Genomic DNA, 14,612 nt, shown 5'->3' with positions numbered 1-14,612 from the left:
AGGTGCAGCGATGCAGTCAAAAAGAATTCTGATCGTTGAAGATGATGCGGATGCCGCCAGCGTGCTGGAGGCCTATCTGAAAAGGGACCATTTTGAGGTCGCCATTGTCGGCGATGGGCTGCGCGCGCTCGATGTTGTCGCCCAGTGGAAACCGAATCTGATCCTGCTGGACGTGATGTTGCCCGGCCTGAATGGCACCGAGGTGCTGGCTGCGCTGCGGCGAAAAAGCCACGTGCCGGTGATTATGGTCACCGCGATGGGCGAAGCGCATGACAAGATTGGCGCGCTGCGTTACGGCGCCGATGACTACGTGGTCAAGCCCTACAATCCCGGAGAAGTGGTCGCCCGCGTCCACGCCGTGCTGCGGCGCGGCGTCCCGGCGGCGCTGGCGGATGAGCGGCTGCGCTGGAACGGGCTGGAAGTCGACAGCGAATCGATGACCGCCACGGTGGGCAGCGAAGCGGGCCGCGCCTTGCTGGACCTGACGCCAACCGAATTCTGTCTGCTCACCACCTTAATGCAATCCCCTACCCGTGCTTTTTCACGCCTGCAACTGCTGGAGAAATGCCTGCCGGACAGCGAAGCGCTGGAACGGGTGGTTGATACCCACGTTTATAATCTGCGCAAAAAACTGGAGCTGGCGGGCATCAGCGAGGTGTTGATCAATGTGCGTAGCGTCGGCTACCGGTTCAGACAGCCATGAGTAAAATTTCCCATCAGTTTTTATGGCGCTGGATCTGTATGCGCATCCTGGCGCTGGCGATTGGCACCATCGTCATTATCGCGGCGTTAATGTGGCTGCGGTTTGCGCTGGAAAATATGTGGATCATGCAGCGGATGTCACCGGCACTGAAGCAGGAATTTCAGATCCTCCTCCACAACCCGACCCTCAATCCTGCCCGCTTCCATCAGATTATGGACGATCGCTGGGGGCTGCAGTATTCGGTGCCCTCTATCGCTTCGCCTGACTGGATTGCGCTGGGGGTGATGATCGTCATCATGATCCCGGTGATCACCCTGGTCGGTTTGCGTATCGCCCGGCCGTTATCTGCACAGTTTGGCAGCCTGGTGCTGGCCGCCGGCGCGGTGGCACGCGGCGAATTTTCCACCCGCGCGGCACAGATAAAAAATGCCCCGACCGAGCTGGTGCGGTTTACCGCCGACTTTAACGCCATGACCGCGCAGCTGGAGAGGTACGATCGTGAGCTGCAGGCGTCGCACGTGGCGATGGCCCATGAACTGCGCTCGCCATTAACCGCCGCCATTGGCCGGATGCAGGGCATGCTGGATGGGGTTTTCCAGCCGGAGCCTGAGCAATTGCAGATGGTGATGAAGCAGTTACAGCATCTCAGCCGCTTAACCGATGAGCTGCACCTGCTCTCACTGGCGGATGCCGGGCAGCTGGTGTTGCATCATGAGAGCCTGGATATCACCGAGCTGCTGCACGAGCGGGCGAACTGGCTGACGCCGCAGGCGGAAGCGCTGGGCATGGCGATCGTCATCAGAGAACAGGCCCCCCGCATGATCACCGGAGACGCCTTCCGTCTGGCGCAGGTGTTCACTATCGTGATGGAGAATGCCCTACGCTATGCAGCCGAGGGCCGACGCCTCAGCGTGTGGCTGGAAAGCCAAGGCGACCGGCAATCGATCTGCTTTAAAGATCGTGGGCCGGGTGTGGCGGAAGACTTTCTGCCTTCGCTGTTCGACCGCTTCACCCGGGCCGATTCCTCACGGGCGCGGCATTCGGGCGGCAGCGGGCTGGGTCTGTCGATTGCCCGCGCCATCTGTCTGGCGCACGGTGGCGATGTGGTTGCAACGCTGCCGGACGACGGCGGCCTGCTGATAACGGTTATGCTTCCCACCGACCGGGATAAAAATGCGCAATAAAGTCAGAAATTGACCCCATCTTGATAAAACATACGGCGATTCTGGACAGGTGGTCCTGAAACTGACGCGATTCAGTTTCAGGACGATAACCATGACCACGTTGATTATCCCTTTCGTCAGACAAACACTGCATGCCCTGGCCGTGAGCCTAAAAAATACCCTGCTGGTTATCCTGCCGGTGACCTGTTCACTGAGCGGCTGCGGCGAAAAATCCCCGCTGCCGGTCGCGCCTCCGCGCCCCGTTCGCTTCATCCTGGCCCCCGCTCCCGAGTCGGGTGTGTCACTGAGCCAGACCGGCGAAATACGTGCCCACGATCAAATCACGCTGGGCTTTCGCCTTGATGGCAGGATCACCGCCAGAGCGGTTGACGTTGGCGACCGGGTGCACGCCGGACAGTCGCTGGCGACCATCGAAAGTGAGAGCAGCCATAATCAGCTGCTCAGCGCCCAGGCAGACGTTGAAAGTGCCGCAGCTGCCGAACATCTGGCCGCCCTCAGCCTGAAGCGAATGACGCTGCTGATGCCGCAGGGCGCGATTGCCCGCGTCCAGCTGGATACCGCGAAATCAGACTGGCAGTCCGCCGCCGCCCGACTGAAAAGCAGTCAGGCAGCCCTCAGCAATGCCAGAGAAACCCTGTCCTGGACCACGCTGAACGCGCCGGAAGACGGCATTATCACCGGCGTCAGCGCCTCTGCCGGACAGGTGGTCAGCGAAGGCCAGACCGTGGTGACGCTCGCCACCTCAGGCAGCCGCGATGCCGTCTTTGATGTCGCCGACCCTCACCTGTTCAGCGCAAACGCCAGCACACCGTTGCTGATCACCCTGCTTGCCAATCCGGCGGTTCAGGTCAGCGGATCGCTGCGTGACGTCAGCCCGCAGGCCGATGCGCAAACCCGCACCTGGCGCATCCGCGTCACCCTGAACAATCCGCCGGACGCGATAGCGTTGGGAGCCAGCGTACTCGGCCAGATAACCCTGCCGGGACAGTCTGCCATCCGCCTTCCGGCCCCGGCGCTGACCCGTTCTCAACACGCCGCCGCGCTATTTGTGGTCGATCGCCACACCCAGACCGTGCACCTGCGTCCGGTGGTGGTCGACCGCTTCACCGTGGACGCGGTATGGGTGAAATCCGGCATCGCACCCGGTGAGGCGGTAGTGACCGCCGGCGTCAGTCATCTGCGCGATGGCGAGAAAGTCAGTGCTGGGGAGCCGAATCCATGAATACCAAATTCAATCTTTCACGCTGGGCGCTGAGCCACCAGCAGCTGATGGTGTTTTTTATGCTGTTAATCATGGCTGCGGGCATTATGAGCTTTGAGCAGCTGCCGAGAAACGAAGATCCTGCTTTCACCATCAAAACGGCGGTGATCGGTGCGCAGTGGCCTGGGGCGACGGTCACGGACATGGTCAATCTGGTGACCGATCCGCTGGAACAAACGCTGCAGGAGATCCCGCATCTGGACTATGTCGAAAGCGAAACGCGCGCCGGTCAAACCACCCTGTTCGTCAACCTGCGCGATGACACGCCGCCCAATGCGGTGGCGGATATCTGGTATCAGGTCAGAAAGAAGGTGCAGGACCTGACGCCTTCCCTGCCTGATGGCGTCAGTACCCCGGCGGTCAACGATGAGTTCGATGACACCTGGGGCACTATTTACGGCTTTACCGCCGAGGGGTTTAGCCCGCAGGAGTTGCGCGACCGGGTTGAAACGGTTCGCCGCAGCCTGGCCAGCCTGACGGACGTGGGCAAAATCCGGCTGATCGGCGTTCAGGAACAACAGATCACCGTGGCCTTCTCGTTGCATAAGCTGGCGGGAATGGGGATCACTGCCGATCGGGTGGCGGACGCGCTGAAACAGCAGAATGCCGTGGTTTCAGCGGGCACCTTAAGGACGCCCAGTGAAAATATCGCGCTGAGGGTCAGCGGAGCTTTTACCTCAGAACAGAGTCTGCGCCAGGTGACCTTGAATATCGCCGGTCGCTATATCCCGCTGGCGGATATTGCCAGCGTCACCCGTGATATCGCTGACCCGCCTGCGCCGGCATTTCGCGTAAACGGTGAGCCGGCGATAGGGCTGGCCATTTCCATGGCCGCTGGCGGCAATATGCCGGCATTCGGCAAGGCGCTGAATCAGCGGATGGCGGCGATCCAGCAGCAGCTGCCGCACGGCATTGAGGTGGTGCGGGTTGCCGATCAAAGCCAGGTGGTGGTTCAGGCAATTGGCAGCTTTGTCCGGGTGCTGCTGGAAGCGATCGCCATTGTGCTGGCGGTGTCTTTTCTCTCGTTGGGAATGCGGGCCGGCCTGGTGGTGGCGGCCGCCATCCCGCTGGTGCTGGCCCTGACCTTTATCGGTATGCAGCTGGCGGGGATCGGGCTGCAGCGCATTTCACTGGGTGCGCTGATCGTTGCCCTCGGCCTGATGGTCGATGACGCGATGATCGCCGTGGAAACCATGGTCACCCGTCTGGAAGCGGGCGACAGCCGCTGGCGGGCGGCGACGGTGGCGTTTGAAACCACGGCGTTTCCGATGCTGACCGGCACGCTGGTGATGATCAGCGGCTTTATCCCGGTCGGTTTTGCCGCCTCTGCCGCCGGGGAATACTGTTATTCCCTGTTCGCGGTGGTGCTGATTTCGCTGCTGTGCTCCTGGGGCGTGGCGATACTGTTTTCGCCCCTGATCGGCAGCTGGATGTTGGCCGAATCCCTGCACGGGCACGTCAGAAAAGAAGGCAAACTCATCGGCTGGTATCGCGAAATTCTCCAGCGCGTGTTGCGCCACCGCCTGCTGACCATTGGCATCGCGCTGTGCCTGCTGGCCCTGTCGGCGTGGGGAACCACCTTTATGCAGGGCGAATTCTTCCCGGCCTCCGATCGTCCCGAGCTGCTGGTCAGCCTGAACCTGCCCGCCAATGCCTCTCAGGCGGAGACCGCCCGCAGAACCCGCGATCTGGAAGCCCGGCTGAAGGGCAATGATAACGTCGATCGTTTCAGCAGCTATATCGGCGGCGGCGCGATCCGCTTCTATCTGCCGATGGACGTACTTAACGACAATGAAAATACCGCGCAGCTGGTGGTGGTGGCGAAAGACCTCGCCGCCCGCGATCGCCTGCGCAGCCAGCTACAGGCGATGCTGAGTCAGCACTTCAGCGATATCACCACCCGCGTGTCGCCGCTGGAGCTGGGGCCGCCGGTGGGCTGGCCGGTTAAATACCGGGTGACGGGACCGGATAACGACACCGTAGGCATCTTTGCCCGTCAGCTGGCGGAAGTGGTCGGCAAAAATGCCCTGACCCGCGATGTGAATCTGACCTCAGGTGAGCCCGAGCGGGTCACCAACCTGCTGGTTAACCAGACTGCGGCGCGGGCGGCGGGCCTGTCTTCGGAAAGTCTCGCCGACGGGCTGAACACTTACTGGTCAGGTAAGCAGGTCACCACCTTGCGTGAGGGTAACCGTCAGCTTGGCGTGGTGCTCCGCGGCAGCGACAGCGATCGGCAGGACCTGGCGGCGCTTTCCGGGATGCTGTTTACCAACAGTCGGGGAGAGAAGATCCCGCTGGCCCAGGTGGCAACGCCACAATGGCTGGTTGACGATCCGGTTATCTGGCGACACCAGCGGCTGCCGTTTATTACCGTGCAGACCGATGTGGCACCCGGCGTCCGGGCTGAAGCCCTGTCGGACAGCCTCGCACCGGCCATTGACCGATTCCGCACCTCGTTGCCCTCGGGCTATAGCATCGAAGAGCTGGGCACGGTGGCCGAATCAAACAAAGGCAACGGCTCGATCTTTGCCGTGCTGCCGGTGACGCTGGGCATCATGCTGGTGCTGCTGATGGTGCAGCTGCAGCGCTTTTCACGGCTTTTCCTGGCGCTGCTGATGGCACCCTTTGGCCTGATTGGCATCGTGATGGCGATGCTGCCGTCGGGCACGCCGATGGGGTTTGTCGCCCTGCTGGGGGTGATCGCGCTGACCGGGATGATCATCCGCAATGCGGTGATCCTGATCAGCGAGGTGGATAACAATACCCGCGCCGGCATGGCGCATGATGCCGCGATCATTGCGGCGGCGCTGAACCGTTCACGTCCGATTATGCTCACCGCCTGCGCGGCGATCCTCGGGATGATCCCGATCTCCCATCAGGTTTTTTGGGGTCCGATGGCCTGGGCAATCACCGGCGGACTGTTAGTGGCGACGGTGGTGACGCTGACCGTGCTGCCGGCTTCGATGAGCCTGGTGATGCAGACTGAGGTTGATTAACCGCGCAGAGTAGGTAGACTGGTCTACCTACTTTTATTCACGAGGTGACTTATGGCTGGCCTGCCTGTGGGTTCTGAATCCGCCTATGAAAAGCTGCTCAACGCGGCACGCGTCCTGTTTTATAACCATGGCGTCAACGGCACCGGCATTGATGCCATCATCAAGCGGGCTGGGGTGGCCAAAAAAAGCCTGTACAACAACTTCGCCTCTAAAGATGAGCTGGTGGCCACCTACCTCCGGGTGCGTCATGACGAGTGGCTTTCGCTGTACAAAAACCGGGTGGCCAGCGCCATCACCCCGCGCGATCGGGTGCTGGCGGTGTTTGCTGCCTATGAGGATCACGCCGAATTTGCCTATGAAAATGGCTTTCGCGGCTGCGGGCTGCTGAACGCGGCGGCCGAGCTGCCGGCCGGATCGCCGGGACGTCAGGCGGTGCGTGAACACAAGGAAGAGGTCGAGGCCATTCTGACCGCGCATCTGAGCGATTTACTCGCCGGAGACGCCGGTGCTGCCGGTGAAATGGCCCGACATTTTGCCTTTCTGCTGGAAGGCAGCATCTCACGCGCCGGGCTGGAAGGCCGCAGCGACTGTGTTACCCAGGCCGCCGCCATGGCGGGCAAAATGATGGAGGCCTGTTAATGCTGTCATCCGGACAACGACTGGGCGGCACGGCGGGCGTGCTGATTGCGGCGATCCTGTGGGGCACCACCGGCACCGCCGCCACCTATGCGCCCGGACTGAGCCCGCTGGCGGTGGGCGCGGTGGCAATGGGGATTGGCGGACTGTTGCAGGCGCTGATTGCCGCGACCACGATTATTCGTCAGCGCCGCCTGATTGCCCGACACTGGCCTTTTCTGTTGACCGGTGCCCTCGCGGTCGCGGTCTATCCCCTCGCCTTCTATACCTCAATGCGCTATGCCGGGGTGACGGTCGGCACGGTGATCTCCATCGGCTCTGCGCCCCTGCTCTCCGCGCTGATTGAAACCCGTCTTGACGGACTGCGCCTGACAAAACAGTGGGCGATCGGCGCCTTGGTTGGCGTGGCCGGCATGGCCTTGCTGTGCATGGCGGAAAGCGGCGGGCACGGTGCCGGCAACGGCTACGCCATGGCGGGCATCGCCCTGGGACTGCTGGCCGGCTTTACCTATGCCCTGTATTCGTGGTCAGCGCGGCGGTTAATGCAGTGCGGCGTGCTGCCCCGCGCGGCGATGGGTGCCACATTTGGTGCCGGGGGGCTGCTGCTGATGCCGGTATTGCTGCTGACCGGCGCGCCGCTGCTGGCCGCCTGGAATAATGCTGCGGTTGGGATATATATGGCGCTGGTGCCGATGTTTATTGGCTACGTCTGTTATGGCTACGGGCTGGCGCGCATTCCTGCCAGCATGGCCACTACCATCACCCTGCTGGAACCGGTGGTTGCCGCGCTGCTGGCGGTGGTGCTGGTCGGGGAAAGGCTGCCGACCTATGGTTGGGCTGGCGTGGCGCTGATCGTTGCCAGCCTGGCGGTGATCACCCTGCCGTTAAGCATGCTACGCTTCCCTGCGGGCAGACGCCGATCGGAAAGGGTCTGAGGCGATAACCAACGGCTAAGGGTATCTGAATGGAACAATTGCGTATTGCGCGCTATGCGCCGGGTGATGAGCGCGGGTTAATCCCAATGATTTTGCATATCCAACGTGAGGAGTTCGGCATCGACATCTCGGCTGAGGATCAACCCGATTTGATGCAAATCCCGTCATTTTACCAGTGTGGCAGCGGTGACTTCTGGGTAGCACGGATGGCGGACGCGGTGATTGGCACCATTGGTCTGAAAGACATCGGTAACAATATGGCGGCCTTACGCAAGATGTTCGTGGCCGCCGCCTGGCGAGGACGTGAACTGGGGATTGCCCGCCAGATGCTGGCGCTGCTGATTGAAACCGCTAAACAGCGCGGGATCAAAACGATTTATCTCGGTACCACCGACAGGTTTCTGGCGGCGCATGCCTTTTATGAAAAGCACGGTTTCAGCCTGGTCAGCCAGCATGATTTGCCCTCAACATTCCCTTTAATGGCGGTCGATACGCGGTTTTATGCCCTGCACCTGTGAACGGCATAAATTTATTGATGAGTGGGATACCTGCCAACGAGGTTGGCAGGCTTAATTTCGCTCAGGAGAAATTCTCCAGCACCGAGATAAAGGAGTGCCGATCGCCCTGCCCTTCGGTCAGGTGGACCCGGCCTTCAATATCGGCAAGATGATGGTCCATCAGCTGCTGAGCCTTGGCCAGATCTTTCGCTTTCAGCGCTTTGACAATCATCCGGTGATGATCGGCACCGCAGTCGTCGGTGTGCTTCTCTTCATACAGCGCCATCACCAGCGACAGCCGCGCCACGATTTTAGACAGCATTTCGGTTAACACCGAATTGCCGGCCATTTCCGCCAGTACCAGATGGAATTTCCCGGACAGCACGGTTTTGGATTTTTCATCGCCATGTTGATGGATATGCTCTTCCTCATCGGTGAGCTTTTCCAGATAGTCCAGCTGGTCCCTGGTAGCCCGCTGCGTCACCAGCTCCAGTAAAATGCCTTCCAGCTTGCGGCGCGCTTCAAACAGGCTTTGCGCTTCCTGGATCCCAGGCTCGGCAACAAAGGTCCCGCGATTGCGCTTTCTTTCCAGCAGGTGATCGCTTTCCAGAACACCCAGCGCGCCGCGCACCACGGTGCGGCTGACGCCGAAATGCTCGGCAATCGCTTCTTCCAGGATCTTGCTGCCCGGTTTCAGCGCGCCCTCGCCGATGGCGCTGGCCAGCGTAATGCGAATGCGCTCGGACACATCATCAGTCACGTCGCCCGTCGCGGCCTCTTTTCCGGTTGCCGCTGCCCCCCGGCTGCGCGTAGTTTTCATGCTTTTCTCCCTAATCTTGCGATGAGCACACCCACCGCATTTGGTCTTCAGACCCACCGCCGCCTACTATCTCCGTAATACAATCCCTGCGCAACGTCTCAATTTAAGATGATGCCCTGTTCCGCACAGAGAGACCGGATATGGTCGGCAGAGCTGCGGATCGCGCTGACGGCCTGGCGGTAACCGTAAGGCTGATGCTGATAGGTGGGATAACCGTAGTTGGCCGACTCATAGCCTTCCCAGTCGGCCACTTCGCCGGCCTGCACGCGCAGCTCGTAAGCGTCCAGCATCGCCATATAGGCGTCCAGCTCTTCCGGCGTTAAATCAGGATGGCCGGCGCGCCACAGCGGATCGTTAATCTGGATGCACTGGCGCGGATTGGCCTTGCGCGGCTTATCATCCGATGACTGCGCAATTTCCAGCGACAGGTTAACCTGCGGGTTAGCCTGCGCCAGCAGCGCCAGAATGGCGGAAAAGTCGACGATGCCGGTACCGCACGGACGCGGCTGGAAGTCCAGGCCGCCGGGTGCCCGGCCAATATAGGCATCTTTAATATGCGTCTGTCTTACCCACGGCGCCAGTCGGCGCGCGGCCCAGACCGGATGTTCCGCACGCTGCAGCATGTTGGCGGTATCCAGCACCACGCCGACGCAATCCTCACCCACCGCCTCAATTAAGCGCAGGATCTCAAACGAGGTGATCTCGTCATGGGTTTCGATATTCATATGCACGCCGTTGGCGCGAGCCGCCGGCGCCAGCTTGCGCAGCACCTTTTCCATCGCCAGCAGCTGATCGTCCCAGCTTACGTCGGTGCGAAAACGATCGACCGCCAGTCGGCCAGGGTAAGCCGGTTTGAAGTTGCCCGGCGACACCCACAGCTCTTGGCAGCCAATGGCCGCACCGGCCTCAATCATCCGGGTTAGGCCAGCGATGATGTCACCGTTACCGATATCGCGCAGCTCCGGGGACTCGGCGCTGCAATAAGGATTGATTTTGCCGAGGCCACTTTCGAGATACAGGCCGAGGCTGTCGGCCTTGTCGCGGATCGCCCGCAGCTCGCCGGCATCCAGCGTGGGACTCATATCCAGCAGGGTGCTGAAGAAAACGCCGTCCAGGCCCAGCTCGACAACGTGGTCGAGACTCGCCAGCGGGCCGCGTTTTTTAACTTCCGGTAGCTTTAAACCATCAATGCCTAATCTCATCAGGGGAATTCCTTTATTGGGGACTGTCTGATTTGCTGTGCAAGCGGTATGCCAGGCATAAACGCAACGGGAGTAACTCACTGATTAACATTAGAAAATATTTAATAATAAAGTTTCGAATCTACATTATACAAAAATAAAAATTAATCACCAAACAAACCGATCTCGACTGGCCATGCGCCGTCACTCCTTGCTGCACAAGGCTTGATGGCCGATACGCGCCCTGAATCCCCCTGCTTACCCTCAACTTTGCCTCTGCCTTAGTGCCGTTTCCTGGGTGAATCTGCACCATTTTGATGAAACTTCTGCACCAAAAAAGTGACCTTTCATTGTCAAAAACTGTAGAATATTTCGTATTACATAGTTTCGCATATATTTACGAACGTAATTTCGAAAATAATAATCATTTAAATCATAAGATTAGGATTTATTCCGCCGCGTACCGCGTGGTTGGCATGTCGCTTGCAATTTTCCTGTCATCTCGGTTCTTTATTTAGCGTCTCAGCACCAGGGAAGCACTATGTCAACTATGCCTAAAACATCAGAACGCAAGCGGCTCAGCGTTCAGGGTCTTACCCATAGCTACGGCGGCAATAATGCGATCAGCGACATTGCCTTCACCATTGAACCCGGCGAAATCGTGGCGTTACTCGGCCCGAGCGGCTGCGGGAAATCCACCGTGTTGCGCGCCATTGCCGGACTGATTCAGCCCAAAGCCGGAAAGATTGAGCTGGGAAATCAGAACCTCGCGGCCGTGTCGGCCAGGGCGCGCGGCATTGGCATGGTTTTCCAGAACTATGCGCTGTTCCCGCATCTGACGGTGGCCGAGAACATTGCCTATCCGCTGGCGTGCCAACAGGTGCCCCGCGCTGAACGCAAGGCGCGCGTGACGGAGATGCTGGAGCTGGTGCGGCTCGGTGAGTACGCCAACCGCCTGCCGCGTGAACTGTCGGGTGGCCAGCAGCAGCGCGTTGCGGTTGCCCGTGCCATTGCCGGCCGTCCATCCCTGTTGCTGCTGGACGAGCCTTTCGGTGCGCTTGACCGCGCGCTGCGCTTCGATCTTCAGGTTGAGCTGCTGCATCTGCAAAAGAGCCTGGGCATCACCACGCTGATCGTGACCCACGATCAGGAGGAAGCGCAAAGCCTGGCGAACCGTCTGGTGCTGATGAATAAGGGCAACGTTGAACAGATTGATACGCCGATGGCGGTTTACGATCGCCCGAAATCGCTGTTTGTGAATACCTTTATCGGCCAGACCAACCAGCTGCCGGGCGAAGTGCTGCGTTTTGAAGGTGACAGCACGGTGATTGGCCTGGCGGATAACAAATTTCTGCGTCTGCCGCGCCGACTCAATTTTACCCTCGGTTCCAGGGTGGTGATTACCTTCCGTCCTGAAGAGGTGCAACTGACCGAACACCCCGGCGACAACCGCCATCCGGTGACCTTGACCGTGTCGGTGCCATTGGGTCCGGTGCTGGTTCACGACCTGTCGCTGGGCTGCGGTACCGGTTTGCGTGCCTCGCAGGTGCGTGGCCCCGGTACGGCTATACCGCTTCCCGGTTCTCAGCTGTTTGCTGAAATCGATACCACTCGCTGTCACGCCTTCCCGGCTGAACCGCAACCCGTTAGTTAACACCAGGAGTGAACAACATGAAAGACTTTGAAATCAGTCGTCGTCGGTTCGGTCAGCTTATCGCGGGCGCAGCGGCCACTTCCCTGCTGCCGCTGTCATTTCGGGCGTTGGCTGCGGGCCAGCAGACTGCGGTTGCCGCCACCTTTCCCGGCAACTGGGAAGATGCCTATCGCAACGTGCTGACCCCGATCATGAGCAAATCGGGTTTTGGCCTGACCATTGCCCCGGCGATGGCGCAGGATCAGCTGGCAAAAGTGATGGCCAGCCCCGGCAATCCACCGTATGACGCGCTGCTGATGTCGCCAGGCCAGATGGATATTGCGGTTAAAAACGATTCGATCCAGAAGATAGACCCGTCACGGCTGAAGAACTGGAACCTGTTGGACAAAAGTTTCCAGGGCGAATATGGCCCAACCGTCACCGTGGAAGTGAACGGTATCGCCTATAACCCGGAGATGGTTCCGCGTCCGGCCGGTTATGCCGACCTGTTTACTAATCCAAAATATAAGGGGCTGGTCTCCTGGACCGGTTTCGCCTCTAACACGGCGGTCATGGCCTACACCGAAATTGCCAAAATTTACGGCACCGGCCCGAATGATATGGCGGCGGTGTTCAAGCTGTTTAAGGAACATCCTGAGCAGTTTGCCAGCATTGTCGACAGCACCAACCATCAGATGACCCTGTTCCAGCAGCAGGAAATCGCGGTGTTTATGTGCAGCACCAGCAACGTTGCCCGCCTGAAAAGCCTGGGTATGAAGGCCGAATTTGTCCACCCCGTCACCGGCTCACCGGCGGCACCGGTCAATATCCATATGACCAAAGGCACTAAAAATGCCGACGCCGTGTATGCCTATATGGATGCCGCCATTTCAAAAGCCGCACAGGATCAGTTCAAGATGCCGCCGGCGGAAATGTTCCCAACCAACAAAGAGGTTGAGCTGACGCCCTCCATTTCGGCCTACGTCACCCGCGCCGAGCTGCCGAAGCTGGTCTACCCGGACTGGGCGGCAATTAATCAGAATCGCGATGCGTGGATCCGCGAGTTCGACACCCTCGTAGCGGGATAAGGTGAGGTTATGAAACAGAGCGGCTTTCCGTATGTCCTGCCCATGCTACTGCTTTCCGTGGCGTTCTTCGCAACGCCGCTCGCTGTTTTAGTCGGGTTTAGTTTTTTCTCCAAGAGTGGCATCACGCTGGATCACTATTTCCGCTTTTTTGGTGACGCATTCAACTTCCACGTGCTTGTCAACACGGCGCGACTGGGGATTGAAACGGTGATCGGCACCACCCTGCTGGGCATTCCCATTGCGCTGCTGTACTGGCACAGCGGGAGAACCGTGCGGCAGATGGTCATTTTCCTGACGCTTGTCCCGATGCTCACCAGCAACGTGGTCAGAACCTTTGCGTGGATTGTTATTCTCGGTCGCCAGGGGCCGATCAGCGACGCGCTGATGGCGCTGGGCATCACCGGCATGCCCACCAGCCTGATGTTTACCGAAACCGGGCTGGTGATGGCAATGTGCCAGATCGATCTGCCGCTGATTATTCTGCCGCTGATTGCCATTCTGACCCGTACCCCTTACTCACTGACCGAGGCCGGACAGGTGTCGGGCGCCGGACCCTGGCGCATTCTGTTTACCGTGCTGCTGCCGCTGATGCTGCCGGGGCTGCTGGCCGGCTGGATCCTGGTGTTTGCCAGCACCAGCAGCTCATTTGTCACCCAGTCCGTGATCGGCGGCGCGCGTAATGTCTATGTGCCACAGCTGATTTATCGCGAAGTGGGCACGCTGTTTGACTGGCCACTGGCGTCCGCTATCGCGGTGGTACTGCTGGTGTCGACCGGCTGTCTGCTGGTCGCACTGACCATGATTTCACGTCACAGGAGGCTGAGCGGCCATGTCTGATCACCGAGAAAATCCCATCCCTGGCTGGCTTTACACGCTGTTCGTCTATGGCTTCGGCACCCTGTGCCTGGTCTACCTGGTCGCGCCGATCGTCATCGCCATCATGATGTCGTTTACCGCCGGGCAGACGCTGAAGTACCCGCCGGAAGGCTTCTCCCTGCGCTGGTATGAAGCGCTGCTGGACCCGGTGCGCTCCGGGACTGAGCATATCGCCGCCTGGAACTCGCTGAAAATTGCCGGATGGGCGGTGCTGGGATCGCTGCTGTTTGCGGTGCCCGCCACCATCGGCATGACGCGGATGAAGCGTAAAAGCGTCAATGCCATTGAGCCGCTGCTGCTGGCGCCGCTGGTGTTGCCAAGCCTGGTGTACGGCCTGGCGGCGCTGATTGTCGCTAACTTCTTCGGCTTCGCGCCGTCGCTGTGGCTGACGGTGCTGGGACACGTGGTGGTGTTTGGTCCGTTGATGTACCGCGCCGCGTCGGTGGTGGCGCAGGGGCTGAATCCGTCGCTGGCCGAAGCCTCCACCACCATGGGCGCCAGCTGGTTTATGACCTTACGGCGGGTGATCCTGCCGCTGCTGATGCCGGGCATCCTCGCCGGCGCGTTTCTGGTGTTTATCCAGTCGCTGGATAACGTCACCGTCACGCTGTTCCTGGCCGATGCCAGTACCACGGTTCTGCCGCTGCGTATGTTTGCGCTGATTGAAGAGTCGCTGGATGTGCGCGTTGCCGCCATCTCCGGGATCCTGATCGCCATTACGCTGCTGGGCCTGCTGGTGGCCCGCCGCGTGCTGGCCCCGCGCCCGCAGAACCCTTAATTTACTGAACAAAAAGGAATGATT

The 14,612-nt window shown here is 59.8% G+C and carries 13 protein-coding genes; 11 read left to right on the top strand and 2 right to left on the bottom strand.

Annotated elements, in window-relative coordinates; all coding sequences use genetic code 11:
- Window positions 1-10 precede the first annotated feature (10 nt).
- The 7 genes from EBC_RS10565 to EBC_RS10535 all read left to right on the top strand — a co-directional run bounded on the left by EBC_RS10565 (window position 11) and on the right by EBC_RS10535 (window position 8,233).
- On the top strand, window positions 11-703 hold the full coding sequence (locus EBC_RS10565) for a response regulator (RefSeq protein ID WP_013201778.1): 693 nt from the start codon (window positions 11-13) through the stop codon (window positions 701-703).
- On the top strand, window positions 700-1,887 hold the full coding sequence (locus EBC_RS10560) for a sensor histidine kinase (RefSeq protein WP_013201777.1): 1,188 nt from the start codon (window positions 700-702) through the stop codon (window positions 1,885-1,887). The genes EBC_RS10565 and EBC_RS10560 overlap by 4 nt, the downstream gene beginning before the upstream one ends.
- A gap of 91 nt (window positions 1,888-1,978) precedes the next feature.
- Window positions 1,979-3,109 (top strand): efflux RND transporter periplasmic adaptor subunit, encoded by a 1,131-nt coding sequence (locus EBC_RS10555; protein WP_013201776.1) that lies wholly within the window; start codon window positions 1,979-1,981, stop codon window positions 3,107-3,109.
- Entirely contained in the window at window positions 3,106-6,144 is a 3,039-nt protein-coding gene (locus EBC_RS10550; RefSeq protein WP_013201775.1) for an efflux RND transporter permease subunit, read from the top strand. Before EBC_RS10555 ends, EBC_RS10550 begins: the two co-directional genes overlap by 4 nt.
- 51 nt (window positions 6,145-6,195) lie before the next feature.
- Window positions 6,196-6,783 carry a TetR/AcrR family transcriptional regulator gene (locus tag EBC_RS10545; RefSeq protein WP_013201774.1) on the top strand — a complete coding sequence of 196 codons (588 nt, stop codon included), beginning with the start codon at window positions 6,196-6,198 and terminating at the stop codon, window positions 6,781-6,783.
- Window positions 6,783-7,715 (top strand): DMT family transporter, encoded by a 933-nt coding sequence (locus EBC_RS10540; protein WP_013201773.1) that lies wholly within the window; start codon window positions 6,783-6,785, stop codon window positions 7,713-7,715. Before EBC_RS10545 ends, EBC_RS10540 begins: the two co-directional genes overlap by 1 nt.
- A gap of 29 nt (window positions 7,716-7,744) precedes the next feature.
- Window positions 7,745-8,233, top strand: coding sequence for a GNAT family N-acetyltransferase (locus tag EBC_RS10535; protein WP_013201772.1), 489 nt, complete (start codon window positions 7,745-7,747; stop codon window positions 8,231-8,233).
- A gap of 61 nt (window positions 8,234-8,294) precedes the next feature.
- On the opposite strand, the gene EBC_RS10530 is transcribed toward EBC_RS10535, so the two are convergent.
- Window positions 8,295-9,032, bottom strand: coding sequence for a GntR family transcriptional regulator (locus tag EBC_RS10530; protein ID WP_013201771.1), 738 nt, complete (start codon window positions 9,030-9,032; stop codon window positions 8,295-8,297).
- 98 nt (window positions 9,033-9,130) lie between these two features.
- A complete protein-coding gene (locus EBC_RS10525; RefSeq protein WP_013201770.1) occupies window positions 9,131-10,234 on the bottom strand; it encodes a sugar phosphate isomerase/epimerase family protein in 1,104 nt (367 codons plus the stop codon).
- Between the two features lie 520 nt (window positions 10,235-10,754).
- Between EBC_RS10525 and EBC_RS10520 the strand changes: the two genes are divergently transcribed.
- From EBC_RS10520 to EBC_RS10505, 4 genes are read left to right on the top strand one after another with little or no spacing between them, the layout of a single operon-like run.
- Window positions 10,755-11,867: an ABC transporter ATP-binding protein gene (locus EBC_RS10520; RefSeq protein WP_013201769.1), complete on the top strand. Its 1,113-nt coding sequence runs from the start codon at window positions 10,755-10,757 to the stop codon at window positions 11,865-11,867.
- 17 nt (window positions 11,868-11,884) lie between these two features.
- Window positions 11,885-12,934, top strand: a complete 1,050-nt coding sequence (locus tag EBC_RS10515) for an ABC transporter substrate-binding protein (RefSeq protein WP_013201768.1) — start codon at window positions 11,885-11,887, stop codon at window positions 12,932-12,934.
- A 9-nt stretch (window positions 12,935-12,943) separates the two neighbouring features.
- Entirely contained in the window at window positions 12,944-13,771 is an 828-nt protein-coding gene (locus tag EBC_RS10510; protein WP_013201767.1) for an ABC transporter permease, read from the top strand.
- Window positions 13,764-14,588: an ABC transporter permease gene (locus EBC_RS10505; RefSeq protein WP_013201766.1), complete on the top strand. Its 825-nt coding sequence runs from the start codon at window positions 13,764-13,766 to the stop codon at window positions 14,586-14,588. The genes EBC_RS10510 and EBC_RS10505 overlap by 8 nt, the downstream gene beginning before the upstream one ends.
- The last annotated feature ends 24 nt before the right edge of the window (window positions 14,589-14,612 follow it).

Origin of the sequence: Erwinia billingiae Eb661 (assembly GCF_000196615.1) — a bacterium.
In the GTDB taxonomy this organism is placed as follows: Bacteria; Pseudomonadota; Gammaproteobacteria; order Enterobacterales; family Enterobacteriaceae; genus Erwinia; species Erwinia billingiae.
Note: the sequence above shows the minus strand (reverse complement) of the source record. Positions and strands in the feature narration are given on the sequence as shown.

Bases quoted from the DNA above. Each gene is read 5' to 3' on its own strand.
- EBC_RS10565 (WP_013201778.1), top strand. From the start codon at position 11: ATGCAGTCAAAAAGAATTCTGATCGTTGAAGATGATGCGGATGCCGCC.
- EBC_RS10560 (WP_013201777.1), top strand. From the start codon at position 700: ATGAGTAAAATTTCCCATCAGTTTTTATGGCGCTGGATCTGTATGCGC.
- EBC_RS10555 (WP_013201776.1), top strand. From the start codon at position 1,979: ATGACCACGTTGATTATCCCTTTCGTCAGACAAACACTGCATGCCCTG.
- EBC_RS10550 (WP_013201775.1), top strand. From the start codon at position 3,106: ATGAATACCAAATTCAATCTTTCACGCTGGGCGCTGAGCCACCAGCAG.
- EBC_RS10545 (WP_013201774.1), top strand. From the start codon at position 6,196: ATGGCTGGCCTGCCTGTGGGTTCTGAATCCGCCTATGAAAAGCTGCTC.
- EBC_RS10540 (WP_013201773.1), top strand. From the start codon at position 6,783: ATGCTGTCATCCGGACAACGACTGGGCGGCACGGCGGGCGTGCTGATT.
- EBC_RS10535 (WP_013201772.1), top strand. From the start codon at position 7,745: ATGGAACAATTGCGTATTGCGCGCTATGCGCCGGGTGATGAGCGCGGG.
- EBC_RS10530 (WP_013201771.1), bottom strand. From the start codon at position 9,032: ATGAAAACTACGCGCAGCCGGGGGGCAGCGGCAACCGGAAAAGAGGCC.
- EBC_RS10525 (WP_013201770.1), bottom strand. From the start codon at position 10,234: ATGAGATTAGGCATTGATGGTTTAAAGCTACCGGAAGTTAAAAAACGC.
- EBC_RS10520 (WP_013201769.1), top strand. From the start codon at position 10,755: ATGTCAACTATGCCTAAAACATCAGAACGCAAGCGGCTCAGCGTTCAG.
- EBC_RS10515 (WP_013201768.1), top strand. From the start codon at position 11,885: ATGAAAGACTTTGAAATCAGTCGTCGTCGGTTCGGTCAGCTTATCGCG.
- EBC_RS10510 (WP_013201767.1), top strand. From the start codon at position 12,944: ATGAAACAGAGCGGCTTTCCGTATGTCCTGCCCATGCTACTGCTTTCC.
- EBC_RS10505 (WP_013201766.1), top strand. From the start codon at position 13,764: ATGTCTGATCACCGAGAAAATCCCATCCCTGGCTGGCTTTACACGCTG.